This window comes from Pseudomonas sp. A0308 (assembly GCF_044218815.1).
In the GTDB taxonomy this organism is placed as follows: Bacteria; Pseudomonadota; Gammaproteobacteria; order Pseudomonadales; family Pseudomonadaceae; genus Aquipseudomonas; species Aquipseudomonas iridis.
Map to the genome: position 1 here is coordinate 2,144,190 of NZ_CP162581.1, position 12,657 is coordinate 2,156,846.

The window sequence follows — 12,657 nt, forward strand, 5'->3', positions numbered from 1 at the left end:
GCTTCAGCTGGCGACTGCCTGTTTGCGATCGCGCCAGGCCATGATCAACCAGACGGCGGTGACGCCGGCAAACTTCGAGACCAGCGCGGTGATGATCACCGGCGGCGTCAGGGCGTCGATCATGCCGAAAAAGATGAAGGTGTCGAGGGGAATGCTCAGCGCCGAACTGATCCACAACCGGTCGCGCAATGGGCGCTTGGTGATGCTGAACACCAGCCAGTCGATGCATTCGGAGACCGCGAACGCCGTGGCGCTGGCCAGAGCGATGGACGGATCAGACGTGACGTAGGACAACACCAGTGCCGCCAGCATGGCGACGATTGCGCCATGGCCGAATCGGGTTTGCACCATGTCACGCAGCACGAACACCAGACCGCCCCACGCCGACCAGATGATGTCCAGGTGTGGCGCGGTGGAGAAAGCGAAGTTGATGAGAACAACGCTGCTGATGTAGGCAATGAGGAAAATCATGGGGGCGACCTGTCAGATTGGCGCACAGGTTACTTTAGACACAGCAGAATCAAAAGATCGCAGCCTTCGGCAGCTCCTACAGGTTCAGTATTCATCCGCGCAATGGGCGGCGAACACGGCTAATGCAGGAGCTGCCGAAGACTGCGATCTTTTGATCTTGAATTATTGGCCCGGCGTCTTACCTATCATCCAGACCAAGCCACTCGCCTTCGCGCGCTCATGACACAACCCCAACACCACCCGCCGCTCGTCGTTATTCATACGACTCCAGCGCGTAATCTCCTCAACCGTACGCTGGCACCCGGTGCAAATATCAGCCTCATCCAGCGCACAAATATTCACGCACGGCGAGGCGACGGGTCTTTGCGGCGTCGTCATTCTTCCTGCTCAACCAGATCGCGGGCATAACGCTGAGAGTTGTGCACATAGTGGGCGGCGCTGGCTTCGAGCATTTTCTTCTGCGGCTCGGTCAGCTCACGCACGACTTTGCCCGGCGAACCCATGACCAGCGAGCCATCGGGAATTTCCTTGCCTTCACCTATCAGCGAATTGGCGCCGATGATGCAGTTTTTGCCGATCTTCGCGCCATTGAGAATCACCGCGTTGATGCCAATCAAGCTGTAATCGCCAACCGTACAGCCGTGCAACATGGCGTTATGGCCAATGGTCACACCGGTGCCGATGGTCAGGGGGAAGCCCATGTCGGTGTGCATCACCGTGCCATCTTGCACGTTGCTGTTCCTGCCGATCAGGATCAGTTCGTTGTCGCCACGCAGTACGGCGTTGAACCAGACGTTGGCGCCCTCTTCCAGCTTGACCTTGCCCACCAGCACAGCGTTGGGGGCGACCCAGCTCTGTGGATGGGTTTCGACACGGGCGTCGCCCAAGCGGTATTTCATCTTGTTTTCCTCAGGGCTCACGGGTGGCCATTCGAACGATGGCTATGATTTCAGGTGTGGATAAAACTTTTAGGCGGCTGATGCAGGCTGATTTTCGCGTCATAGAGCAGATTGATCAACTCGACGATCATGATCGCCGTCAGTCCCCAGATCTTGTACTCACCGAATCGATAGCTCGGCACATACCAACTGCGGCCCTGATAGTCGATGCGATGGGTGTGCTCACGGGGATCTGTACGGAAAAATTCCAGCGGGACGCTGAACACGGCGGCAATTTCTGCGTCGTTGGGCTGGTATTCGACAAAATCGGGGATGACGCCGACATAAGGCGTGACTTTGATGCCGTGCAGGGAGATCAGCGGACTGAGCGGACCGATCACTTCGACCAGTCCTGGCGGCAGACCTATTTCTTCTTCGGCTTCGCGTAAGGCTGTGAAGATCAGATCGGGGTCTTCCGGGTCGCGACGCCCACCGGGGAACGCAACTTCGCCGCCGTGGGTCGAGAGGCCGCTGGCCCGCAGGGTCAGCACCAGTTCCGGCTCGTCACTGCGGGTGATCGGCACCAGAACGGCGGCCTCCGGAAAACGTTTGTCGGTCTCCAGCGTGCGCGGTGTGTGGTTGCTTACCCTATGCAGTAGCTCGTCCAGCATGAGTGTTCTCGATCTGTGCCTTACCCTGCATCATGCACCAATCATTACAGCCGCCCAACCCCCTCAAGGGACCATGTCGCGAAACGACAACTTGCCGACCGACACCGCTGCACGCCAAGATAGGCGCAGCCTTCAGGAACCCAAGCATGAAATTTTGCAGCCATTGCGGTAACCCGGTGACCCAGCGCATTCCCGAGGGCGACTCGCGACTGCGATTTGTCTGTGACAGCTGTCAGACCATTCACTATCAAAACCCCAATATCGTCGCCGGCTGTGTCGCGACCTGGGGCACTAAAGTGCTGCTCTGTCGCCGCGCCATCGAGCCGCGCCTCGGTTACTGGACCCTGCCCGCCGGTTTCATGGAAAACGGCGAGACCATCGAGCAGGCCGCGATCCGCGAAACCGCCGAGGAAGCCTGCGCCCGGGTGCGCAACCTGAGCATCTATACCCTGATCGACGTGCCGCACATCAGCCAGGTGCATGTGTTCTTCCGCGCCGAGCTGGCCGAGCCGGAGTTTTCTGCCGGCCCCGAGAGCCTGGAAGTTCAGCTGTTCGACGAGGCCGACATTCCATGGGACGAGCTGGCTTTCCGCACGGTGGGGCGTACCTTAGAATGCTTCTTCGCGGATCGGCGTAATGAGGTGTATCCGGTTCGCTCGGAATCGATTCCGCCACTCGCTCAGCCTGCCATCACTTAATCTCGACGCCGACCGGCCGATACACAGGGCGCAGGCGAATTCTGCACAACATCCATCACTCATGTATCTGCGTCACTCTTGGGGAATCGTTTCAATGCGCTGGTTGCTTGCCCTGTTCTGCCTGTCGTTCGCTATGGTCTCGCAAGCGTCATTCGTGACCACCGTGAAGCCTTCAAACACCCCGATGATCGAAAAAGTCCTGGTGCTCAAATCGGCCCATCGACTGCAGTTGATTGCCGACGGCAAGCCGCTCAAGACCTACCGAATATCGCTTGGCAAGGGCGCGAAAAAAGGGCCGAAACTGATCGAAGGCGACAAACGCACGCCAGAAGGTTTCTATTGGATCGACTGGCGCAAGACCAGCGAGAAATTCAACCTGTCGATGCACATTTCCTATCCGAACATCACCGATTCGGCCCGCGCCCGCCGTGAAGGCGTCGAGCCTGGCGGGATGATCATGATTCACGGCACGCCGGACACGGAAGAAAACCCCGAAGACCTGCTGCACACCCTGGACTGGACCGACGGCTGCATCGCCATGCGCAACGTCGATATGCGCGAAGTGTGGAGTCTGGTGCCGGACGGCACGATGATCGAAATCCGCCCTTAATCACCGACCGCCGGTCACCTGCAAAAAATAAATCAAAAGATCGCAACCTGCGGCAGCTCCTACAGAGGTGATACCACTTCACATGCAGGAGCTGTCGCAGGCGGCGATCTTTTGCTTTTTACAGTCCAGCCCTAATACCACTTCGAGCCCACTGACCTAAAACCCGCCATTTCATTGGGCTAATGGCCATTTCACCGCGTTGACATGGTATTCAAGTGGTATTAATTTCCGCCCCACAAGCGAGCCACAACAATCCAATACTCGCGCCGGAAATGACCGACATGAATGACCTCCACGTCCTACGCCCCGATGACTCCCAGCCGACGCCGCTGTACCTGCAACTGGCGCGCAACCTGGAAGCGGCGATTCATTCCGGTCAGTGGAAAGCCGAGCAGGCAATGCCTTCGGAGCGCAATCTCAGCGAGCAGCTCGGCATCTCCCGAGTCACCGCACGCAAGGCGCTGGAAGTGTTGTTCGACCAAGGCCTGATCCGGCGCTTGCAAGGTTCCGGCACGTTCATCACCCCTCGCCTGGAACAACCTCTTTCACGCCTTTCCGGCTTCAGTGAAATGCTCCGCCTCAAGGGCTTCGTGCCCAGTTCGCAATGGCTGGAGCGAGAAATCACCCTGCCGACCCACGAAGAACTGATCCGCCTCAGCCTGTCGCCGAACGACAAAGTCGCGCGCATGAAACGCCTGCGCAAAGCCGACGACACCGTGATGGCCATCGAGATGAGCACCCTGCCCGCCTCAATCATGCCCAAGCCGCAAGCGGTGGGCGATTCGCTCTACGAATACCTCGACGGCATCGGCAAACCGATCGTCCGCGCCTTGCAACACATTCAGGCGATCAACGCCTCGGACGAGTTCGCCGCCCTGGTCGGCATCGCCCCCGGCACCGCCATGCTGCTGATGACCCGGGTCGGCTATCTGGAAGACAACACGCCGATCGAAGTCACCGACACCTATTGCCGCAACGACTACTACGACTTTGTTGCAGAGCTGCGTCGTTAAGAGCAGCCATAAGCGAGAACCAAAATGTCCGAAGACAACATCCTCACCGCCAGCGGCTGGGTTCGCGGCCGGCTGATTCACGAACACGGCAATGTCGTGTCGATCGAAGGCGAGCCCTGCGATCCGGCAGACAACGACCTGCCGTATCTGCTGCCAGGCTTCATCGACCTGCACGTTCATGGCGGCGGTGGCAAAGACATCATGGAAGGCGCCAGCGCTTTCGAAACCATCACCAAAACCCACGTGCGATTCGGCACCACCTCGCTGCTGGCCACCACTATGACCGCACCGAGCGCAGAGATTTCCAGCGTCTTGAAAGAGGTCGGCGAGTTCTGCGAGCAGCGGCCCAAAGGCAGCGCGCGAGTGCTCGGCGTGCACCTTGAAGGCCCGTATATCAATCCCGGCAAACTCGGCGCCCAACCGAACTTCGCCCACACCGCATTGATGGCCGAGGTCGAAGAATATCTGGCGCTGGCGCCGATTCGCGTGATCACCATCGCTCCGGAAATCGCCGGCAACGACGCTTTGATTCGTGAACTCAGCAGTCGCGGCATCCGTATGCAGATCGGCCACACCCTCGGCAGTTACGAGGAAGGCGTCGCCGCACTGGACGCCGGCGCGACCAGCTTCACCCATTTGTACAACGCCATGAGCCCGCTGCATCACCGCGAACCCGGGATCGTTGGCGCGGCACTGGCCCACGCAACATTCGCCGAGCTGATTCCGGATTTGCTGCACGTGCATCCCGGCGCCATCCGCGTCGCCCTGCGTTCGATCCCGTGCCTGTACTGCGTCACCGATTCGACCGCCGCCGCCGGCATGCCCGACGGTGAATACAAGCTCGGCAGCCACACCGTGACCAAATGCCTGGGCGGCGTGCGCCTGCCTGACGGCACGCTGGCCGGCAGCACGCTGACCATGGATCAGGCCCTGCGCAATCTGGTGAAGATCGGTATACCGATTGCCGAGGCTTCGCAACGTCTTTCGCAATTTCCCGCCGACTACCTCGGCATCACCGAACGCGGGCGCCTTGAACCGGGCGCCTGGGCCGACTGCGTGCGGCTGGATCGCTCACTCACACTGACCGCCGTCATGGTCGAAGGAGAAGACATTGACTTCAAAAATGCTTGAGGAGGCGCTGTCCTCGTTCGAGGCCGTGCAAGCCCAACTGCAACAGCTCGACCCGCAACTGATCGAGATCGCCGGGCGCCTGCGCCGTCAGCCGCCGCAAGTGGCAATGACCGTTGCCCGTGGCAGCTCCGACCACGCGGCGAGCTACTTTGCCTACCTGACCATGCAGCAACTGGGCGTGCCCGTGGCGTCGTTGCCGATGTCGGTAGTGACCATGCAGCAGGCGCCGTTGAAGGTCAGCGGCCAGGTCGCTTTTGCCTTCTCGCAATCGGGTCAGAGTCCGGATCTGGTCAACAGTCTGCGTCTGCTGCGCAAGCGTGGCGCGCTGAGCGTGTCGATGGTCAACGCCGCCGACTCGCCACTGGAAGCCGCGTGTGAATTCAGCGTGCCGCTGCTCGCCGGCACCGAAAGCAGCGTCGCCGCGACCAAGAGTTTCATCGCCACCCTCAGCGCCAGCGCTCGTCTGATCGCACATTGGAAAGAGGACAGCGAACTGCTTGAGGCGCACAACGCCCTGCCCGAAGGCTTGCGTGCAGCAGCCCAGCAGGACTGGAGCGTGGCCATCGACGCCCTGCGCGATTGCGAGCGCCTGATGGTCATCGGCCGTGGCGCCGGTTTTGCCATTGCCCAGGAAGCGGCATTGAAGTTCAAGGAAACCTCGGCGATCCAGGCCGAAGCGTTCAGCAGCGCCGAAGTACGTCACGGCCCGATGGCGCTGATTGACGAGCACTACCCATTGCTGGTCTTCGCTCCACGCGGTGCCGAACAGGCCGGGCTGCTGAGCCTTGCAGCGGAAATGCGTCAACGCGGTGCCCGGGTGTTGCTGGCCGCGCCAGATGACGTGAGCGAACGCGACCTGACCCTGACCCGCGCCGAACACCCGGCCCTGGACCCGATTCTGGCCATCCAGAGTTTCTACGTGATGGCCGCAGGTTTAGCCGTGGCGCGAGGCATGGACCCGGATCAACCGCGCCACCTGAGCAAAGTGACGCGCACGCATTAATTGAAGAAAACCTGTAGGAGCTGCCGCAGGCTGCGATCTTTTGATTTTGATTCACAGAAAAACAAGATCAAAAGATCGCAGCCTGCGGTAGCTCCTACAGGGGCCAGCGAATTTCCTGATGAGACCGAGCCATGCACAACAACAATAAAGAGCTGACCCTCAGCGCCCCGCTCAGCGGCCCGGTGCTCACGCTCGCCAAAGTCCCGGACGCGGTGTTCGCCAGCGGTGCGATGGGCGATGGCATTGCTATTGATCCACTTAACGACACCCTGTATTCGCCATGCGCCGGGGTGATCATTCACGTCGCCCGCACCGGCCACGCCCTCACCGTGCGCGCCGACAATGGCGCGGAAATCCTTCTGCACCTGGGCCTCGACACCGTTGAACTGAACGGCGAAGGCTTCTCGATGCTGGTCAAGGAAGGCGTGCGGGTCAGCAACGGTCAGCCGCTGTTGCGCTACGACCTGGACAAAGTCGGCCAGCAGTGCAAAAGCCTGGTCAGCCTGTTGATCCTGACCAACAGCCAGGATTTCCAGGTGCTGCCGATCACCCTGAAAGCGGTGAAAGTCGGCGAGCCGTTGTTGCACATTGTGGCGCGCAACGCTTCGGCGGCGAATACAGAAGAAATCGGCGGGCCTGAGGTTAACGGTCATGTGCTAGTCGCGCATCGAGGCGGTTTGCATGCACGCCCTGCTGCGCTGATTCGTCAGACAGCGCAAGGTTTCAAAAGCCAGTCGCAACTGCATTTCGCCGGCAAATCGGCGCCGTGCAACAGCCTGATCGGGTTGATGGCGCTGGCGATCGGCGAGCAGGATGAAGTGCAAGTCAGCTGTCAGGGACCGGACGCCGAAGCCGCGCTGCAAGCGTTGCTCAGCGCATTGGCCACCGCACTGCCGGATGATCATCACGCCGCCGCACCTGTGCGCGTTGCATCCCCCAAGCGCCCGGCCGAGGCTGGCGTGTTGCAGGGTGTTTGCGCCGCACCGGGTTTGGTCGGCGGGCCATTGTTTCGCTTGAACACCATCAACTTGCCAGTGGATACCGGCAATCATGATCTGCTGGAGCAGCAGCAGAAACTTGAGACTGCGCTGACTCAGGTACGCAACGAAATCAACGGCACCCTCGCCCAGGCGAAAAAACAACGTAACGCCGACGAAGAAACCATCTTCGCCGCGCATCTGGCATTGCTGGAAGACCCGGCCCTGCTCGACGCTGCACAGCAATCCATCGACCAAGGCAGCGCAGCAACGCACGCCTGGAGCCAGTCGATTGATGTCCAGTGCGAAGTCCTGCAACACACCGGCAGCGCGCTGCTGGCCGAGCGTGCCAACGATCTGCGCGACCTCAAGCAACGCGTGTTGCGCGCCCTGCTCGGCGAGGCCTGGCACTACGACGTACCGGCCGGCGCCATCGTCGCTGCCCATGAACTGACGCCGTCGGATCTGCTACAACTCAGCGCGCAAGGTGTAGCCGGTTTGTGCATGGCCGAGGGCGGCGCGACTTCTCACGTGGCGATTCTCGCGCGCGGCAAAGGCCTGCCCTGCATGGTTGCACTAGGTTCAGCACTGCTCGATCAACCGCAAGGCCAAGCGGTGGTGCTGGATGCCGATGGCGGTCGCCTCGAACTGACGCCGAGCGCTGATCGACTGGCCGAAGTCCAACAAGCGCAAATCGACCGCCAGCAACGCCGCGATGCGCAGCAAGCCAAAGCACATCTGCCGGCCGAAACCCGCAACGGTGTGGCCATCGAAGTCGTCGCCAATGTCGCCTCCAGCGCTGAAGCTGCAGACGCCTTTGCCAACGGTGCCGATGGCGTCGGCCTGCTGCGTACCGAATTCCTTTTCGTCGATCGCCAGACCGCGCCGGACGTCGAAGAACAGCGCTGTGCCTATCAAGCCGTCATCGATGCGATGGGTGACAAATCAGTGATCATCCGCACCATCGACGTCGGCGGCGACAAGCAACTCGACTATCTGCCGCTGCCCGCCGAAGCCAATCCGGTGCTGGGTCTGCGCGGTATTCGTCTGGCTCAGGCACGGCCGGAAATCCTCGATCAGCAACTGCGCGCGCTGCTGCAAGTCAGTCCGTTACAGCGTTGCCGGATCCTGTTGCCGATGGTCACTGAAGTCGATGAGCTGCTGCACATCCGTGAGCGCGTCGAGGCGTTGTGCCTTGAACTGAACATCACGCAACGTCCGGAAATCGGCGTGATGATCGAAGTCCCGGCCGCCGCGCTGCAAGCCGAACAACTGGCCGAACACGCAGACTTCCTGTCCATCGGCACCAACGACCTGTCGCAATACACCTTGGCCATGGACCGCGACCACGCCGGCCTCGCCGCAAGGGTCGATGCCTTGCACCCGGCGCTGCTGCGCCTGATCGCCATGACCTGCGAAGGCGCGGCGGTGCACAAGCGCTGGGTCGGTGTGTGCGGTGCGTTGGCATCCGACCCGATGGCTACCCCGGTGCTGATCGGCCTCGGCGTCACCGAATTGTCGGTGAGTCCGGTGCAGATCGGTGAAATCAAGGATCGCGTGCGTCAGTTGCACGAAGCCGAATGCCAACGCCTCGCCCGCGACCTGCTCAAGCTGAGCAGCGCCGCCGCGGTGCGTCACGCCTGCCACCAACACTGGCCTCTGCGCTAATAACAACAAGAAGGAGAACCGCCATGTATCAACTCTTCATCGAAGGCCTGCAACGCCTGGGCCGCGCGCTGATGCTGCCGATTGCGATCCTGCCCATCGCCGGCCTGCTGCTGCGTCTGGGTGACACCGATCTGCTGAACATCGCGATCATTCACGACGCCGGCCAGGTGATCTTCGCCAACCTGGCAATGATCTTCGCCATCGGCATCGCCGTCGGTTTCGCCAAGGACAACAACGGCACGGCGGGCCTGGCCGGGGTGATCGGTTATCTGGTGATGATCTCCACTCTTAAAGTGCTCGATGCGAGCATCAACATGGGCATGCTCGCCGGGATCGTCAGCGGCCTGATGGCCGGCGCACTGTACAACCGCTTCAAGGACATCAAGCTGCCGGAGTATTTGGCGTTCTTCGGTGGCCGGCGATTCGTGCCGATTGTCACCGGGTTCGCGGCCGTCGGCCTTGGCGTGGTGTTCGGCTACATCTGGCCGCCGATCCAGCACGGCATCAACAGCTTCGGCGCCCTGATGATGGAAAGCGGCAGCATCGGCGCGTTCGTCTTCGGCGTGTTCAACCGCCTGCTGATCGTCACCGGCCTGCACCACATCCTCAACAACATGGCGTGGTTCGTCTTCGGCAACTTCACCGACCCAACCACCGGCGCACTGGTGACCGGTGACCTGTCGCGCTACTTCGCCGGCGATCCGAAGGGCGGCCAGTTCATGACCGGCATGTTCCCGATGATGATCTTCGGCCTGCCCGCCGCGTGCCTGGCGATGTACCGCAACGCCCTGCCGGAACGGCGCAAAGTCATGGGTGGGATTTTCCTTTCGATGGCACTGACTTCATTCCTGACCGGGGTGACCGAGCCGATTGAATTCGCCTTCATGTTTCTGGCGCCGCTGCTGTATCTGCTGCATGCGTTGCTGACCGGGTTGTCGATGGCGATCACTAATGCGCTGAATATTCATTTGGGCTTTACCTTCTCTGGCGGCTTCATCGACATGATTCTCGGCTGGGGCAAATCCACCAACGGTTGGCTGGTATTTCCTGTCGGCCTGGCTTATGCGGTCGTCTATTACGGAGTGTTTGATTTCTGCATCCGTCGATTCAACCTGAAGACACCGGGCCGAGAAGATGTCGCTGTCAGTGAGAAAGCCGTACTGACTGAAAACGAGCGCGCCAGTGCCTACATCAAGGCATTGGGCGGCGCTGAAAACCTGCTGACTGTCGGCGCTTGCACCACCCGATTGCGACTGGAGATGGTTGATCGCAACAAAGCCTCGGATGCCGATCTGAAAGCGCTGGGTGCGATGGCCGTTGTGCGTCCGGGTAAAGGTGGGAGTTTGCAGGTGGTGGTCGGGCCGCTGGCCGACAGCATTGCTGATGAAATTCGCCTGGCGATGCCGGCGTTGGGGCGTGCTGTTATTGCCGAATCTGTTGCAGTTGTCGAAGAGCCAAAAGCACTGATGGTCGCGGGCGCCGAGGCACAGAAATGGCTGAATGCACTGGGCGGCGGCGCCAATGTGCTGCAACTGGATTGCATCGCCATGAGCCGGATTCGTCTTTTGCTGGCGGATGGCAAGGCGTTGTCCGAGGCTCAGTTGAAGGAATTGGGCTGCCAGGGTGTCAGCCAGTTGGAAGGTGGGGTCTGGCATTTGCTGGTGGGGGATAAGGCCGCGAGTTTGAGTGGAGCGCTTGAGGCTTTGGTCAGTCGCAGTGAGGTGAGTGCCAAGGTTTAGACGTCTGGTGTCTGGACTGGCCTCATCGCTGGCAAGCCAGCTCCCACAGGGGCATGTGTTTCAAACTGTGGGAGCCAGCCTGCTGGCGATGCACGGTGACGCGCTCGTCAGGCTTGCGGGTCGACTCGATCCAGCGCCCGGTTTACCGCCAGTTCGGCGAGCATGACGATTTGCTGGATACCTAACGCCGTGCTGCGCTGCGAACCGGTTAGCTCATTGGCGAAGTTGCTGGCGGCGGTGCTGGCGCTGGCCAATGATTCAACGGCGTGGGCGAGCAGGCTTTCGGTGTCGACCTGCGGGCAGACCATGAACATGGTGCTAGGTCGGCGGGGCTTGGCGGGTTCGGGGCACAGGTAGAAGTCGAGGGCGCGCTTGATGGCTTCGCGGTTTCGGGCCTGCTCTTCGGCGCGGAGGGCTTCTTCGAGTGGGGTTTTGGTTTCGGGTGGGTCGGGGACGGGCTTGGTCATTGAAAAACTCCTTAATGATCGGAGCCATCCAATTGCCGTTTCTCACGCGGCGATATGGTGGCAGCTATGTGCGGGGTGAGAAACCGGGCAAGGAGCAGAACTTCCGGCCAGACCGAAGTCTGCCCGCACACAGCCGCCATAAATTTATTGCAGGCAGCAATAAGCTGACGGCGATTATGACGTACCGATGCTGGAATAACACTTCTTGCCCAGGTTCTCACACCCGATCACCGATTCGCGGTGACAACCAAAGACTAGAGACCTGACGTCCGACGGACAACCTGAAAACCTTGTGGGAAGGTTCTGGCATTTCCACACACAACCAAACATGCCGAATTGAAATACACCCCGTGTAGGAGCTGCCGAAGGCTGCGATCTTTTGACTTTGACTTTTCAACATCAAAAGCAAAATCAAAAGCAGCCTTCGGCAGCTCCTACAGGGGATAGCTACAAGCTCAGAAACTGGTCAGCTGCCGGGCCGCCATCGCTGGCAAGCCAGCTCCCACAGAAAAGCAAAGCAGCGCCACCTACTCGCTCCTGCTCCTCACCACTCAACAGGATGAGCGTTAGCTCGGCTGCAGCTCTTGATCTTGATTCACCGGCCCCGTCGGCAGGCTGAGCGGAGGGATTGATCCGGGGGTGGGAGCGCAGCGACCGTTTGGCGAAGCCAAACACATCGAAAGGAGGTGCAGCGAAGCAAACCGGAGACGATGCGCCCGGATGGATCCCGGAACGAAGGAACCCCGAGCCCCAGCGAGTGGGCCGAACGTTGGGGCAAGCGTTTTTTGCTTACTTTTTTAGGCGCTTGTAAAAAAGTGAGTCGCCGTAAGGGCGAAACCGCCAGCCGCAGCACCCGAAGAAACGGATATTCACACAGCCAGCCAGAGCATGGTCGCCTGTCAGGGCGCCATCGCCAGCAGGCCAGCTCCCACAACGGAATCAAGTCGCCCTTCAAATCGCAGGCAACAAAAAACCCGCAGACAATCACTCATCTGCGGGTTTCCTGTTCAAGCGGCTATCAGAAATCTTCCAGCCGCCACACTTCATAAGCCGGTGTCTCGTACGGATGACTGAGCTTCAACGCCGCCACAACAGCAACAATCAACTCATCCGCAACAACAAGCTCAACCTTCCATTCCTCAACCTGCTCGACCTGCCCCGCCTCACCAATGAACGGCTGACTGCCGTCCAAAGGCCGAAACTGACCAGACCCGAGCACCTGCCAGGCACAGTGGTCATAGTCACCGATCCGCCCACCACCGGCAGCGAACACAGCCCCTTTGACCACCTCGACATGACTGTCAGGAACGAAAAACGCCAGCTTGTACACA

13 protein-coding genes are annotated in these 12,657 nt (G+C 60.2%); 7 read left to right on the forward strand and 6 right to left on the reverse strand.

The window, feature by feature from the left end:
* Positions 1-3: 3 nt before the first annotated feature.
* The 4 genes from AB4P92_RS10060 to AB4P92_RS10075 all read right to left on the reverse strand — a co-directional run bounded on the left by AB4P92_RS10060 (position 4) and on the right by AB4P92_RS10075 (position 2,020).
* Positions 4-471, reverse strand: coding sequence for a VUT family protein (locus AB4P92_RS10060; RefSeq protein WP_047299862.1), 468 nt, complete (start codon positions 469-471; stop codon positions 4-6).
* A 162-nt stretch (positions 472-633) separates the two neighbouring features.
* The gene (locus AB4P92_RS10065; RefSeq protein ID WP_042557816.1) at positions 634-849 is read right to left on the reverse strand and encodes a DUF1289 domain-containing protein; all 216 of its coding nucleotides are present in this window, start codon (positions 847-849) and stop codon (positions 634-636) included.
* Positions 846-1,370, reverse strand: a complete 525-nt coding sequence (locus AB4P92_RS10070; RefSeq protein ID WP_210624665.1) for a gamma carbonic anhydrase family protein — start codon at positions 1,368-1,370, stop codon at positions 846-848. Before AB4P92_RS10070 ends, AB4P92_RS10065 begins: the two co-directional genes overlap by 4 nt.
* 50 nt (positions 1,371-1,420) lie before the next feature.
* A complete protein-coding gene (locus AB4P92_RS10075) occupies positions 1,421-2,020 on the reverse strand; it encodes a CoA pyrophosphatase (RefSeq protein WP_042557814.1) in 600 nt (199 codons plus the stop codon).
* Positions 2,021-2,166: 146 nt separating this feature from the next.
* On the opposite strand from AB4P92_RS10075, the gene AB4P92_RS10080 reads away from it, so the two are divergent.
* The 7 genes from AB4P92_RS10080 (at position 2,167) to nagE (ending at position 10,859) form a co-directional block, all read left to right on the forward strand.
* A complete protein-coding gene (locus AB4P92_RS10080; protein ID WP_042557813.1) occupies positions 2,167-2,718 on the forward strand; it encodes an NUDIX hydrolase in 552 nt (183 codons plus the stop codon).
* Positions 2,719-2,812: 94 nt separating this feature from the next.
* Positions 2,813-3,328 carry a murein L,D-transpeptidase family protein gene (locus tag AB4P92_RS10085; protein WP_042557812.1) on the forward strand — a complete coding sequence of 172 codons (516 nt, stop codon included), beginning with the start codon at positions 2,813-2,815 and terminating at the stop codon, positions 3,326-3,328.
* A gap of 281 nt (positions 3,329-3,609) precedes the next feature.
* Complete coding sequence (locus tag AB4P92_RS10090) at positions 3,610-4,341, forward strand: GntR family transcriptional regulator (RefSeq protein WP_042557811.1); 732 nt, start codon at positions 3,610-3,612, stop codon at positions 4,339-4,341.
* A gap of 24 nt (positions 4,342-4,365) precedes the next feature.
* Positions 4,366-5,472: an N-acetylglucosamine-6-phosphate deacetylase gene (gene nagA, locus AB4P92_RS10095; RefSeq protein WP_395599317.1), complete on the forward strand. Its 1,107-nt coding sequence runs from the start codon at positions 4,366-4,368 to the stop codon at positions 5,470-5,472.
* Positions 5,453-6,475 (forward strand): SIS domain-containing protein, encoded by a 1,023-nt coding sequence (locus AB4P92_RS10100; RefSeq protein WP_115146349.1) that lies wholly within the window; start codon positions 5,453-5,455, stop codon positions 6,473-6,475. The genes nagA and AB4P92_RS10100 overlap by 20 nt, the downstream gene beginning before the upstream one ends.
* A gap of 131 nt (positions 6,476-6,606) precedes the next feature.
* Complete coding sequence (gene ptsP, locus AB4P92_RS10105; protein ID WP_395599318.1) at positions 6,607-9,120, forward strand: phosphoenolpyruvate--protein phosphotransferase; 2,514 nt, start codon at positions 6,607-6,609, stop codon at positions 9,118-9,120.
* 23 nt (positions 9,121-9,143) lie between these two features.
* A complete protein-coding gene (gene nagE, locus AB4P92_RS10110) occupies positions 9,144-10,859 on the forward strand; it encodes an N-acetylglucosamine-specific PTS transporter subunit IIBC (RefSeq protein WP_261737181.1) in 1,716 nt (571 codons plus the stop codon).
* Between the two features lie 107 nt (positions 10,860-10,966).
* Here nagE and AB4P92_RS10115 read toward each other — a convergent pair whose 3' ends face one another.
* Positions 10,967-11,326, reverse strand: coding sequence for a DUF6124 family protein (locus tag AB4P92_RS10115; protein ID WP_395599319.1), 360 nt, complete (start codon positions 11,324-11,326; stop codon positions 10,967-10,969).
* Positions 11,327-12,344: 1,018 nt separating this feature from the next.
* Entirely contained in the window at positions 12,345-12,656 is a 312-nt protein-coding gene (locus tag AB4P92_RS10120; RefSeq protein WP_042557793.1) for a YqfO family protein, read from the reverse strand.
* Position 12,657: the final 1 nt, after the last annotated feature.

Excerpts from the sequence above, each read along its gene's own strand:
- AB4P92_RS10060 (WP_047299862.1), bottom strand. The coding sequence starts at position 471 with ATGATTTTCCTCATTGCCTACATCAGCAGCGTTGTTCTCATCAACTTC.
- AB4P92_RS10065 (WP_042557816.1), bottom strand. The coding sequence starts at position 849 with ATGACGACGCCGCAAAGACCCGTCGCCTCGCCGTGCGTGAATATTTGT.
- AB4P92_RS10070 (WP_210624665.1), bottom strand. The coding sequence starts at position 1,370 with ATGAAATACCGCTTGGGCGACGCCCGTGTCGAAACCCATCCACAGAGC.
- AB4P92_RS10075 (WP_042557814.1), bottom strand. The coding sequence starts at position 2,020 with ATGCTGGACGAGCTACTGCATAGGGTAAGCAACCACACACCGCGCACG.
- AB4P92_RS10080 (WP_042557813.1), top strand. The coding sequence starts at position 2,167 with ATGAAATTTTGCAGCCATTGCGGTAACCCGGTGACCCAGCGCATTCCC.
- AB4P92_RS10085 (WP_042557812.1), top strand. The coding sequence starts at position 2,813 with ATGCGCTGGTTGCTTGCCCTGTTCTGCCTGTCGTTCGCTATGGTCTCG.
- AB4P92_RS10090 (WP_042557811.1), top strand. The coding sequence starts at position 3,610 with ATGAATGACCTCCACGTCCTACGCCCCGATGACTCCCAGCCGACGCCG.
- nagA (WP_395599317.1), top strand. The coding sequence starts at position 4,366 with ATGTCCGAAGACAACATCCTCACCGCCAGCGGCTGGGTTCGCGGCCGG.
- ptsP (WP_395599318.1), top strand. The coding sequence starts at position 6,607 with ATGCACAACAACAATAAAGAGCTGACCCTCAGCGCCCCGCTCAGCGGC.
- nagE (WP_261737181.1), top strand. The coding sequence starts at position 9,144 with ATGTATCAACTCTTCATCGAAGGCCTGCAACGCCTGGGCCGCGCGCTG.
- AB4P92_RS10115 (WP_395599319.1), bottom strand. The coding sequence starts at position 11,326 with ATGACCAAGCCCGTCCCCGACCCACCCGAAACCAAAACCCCACTCGAA.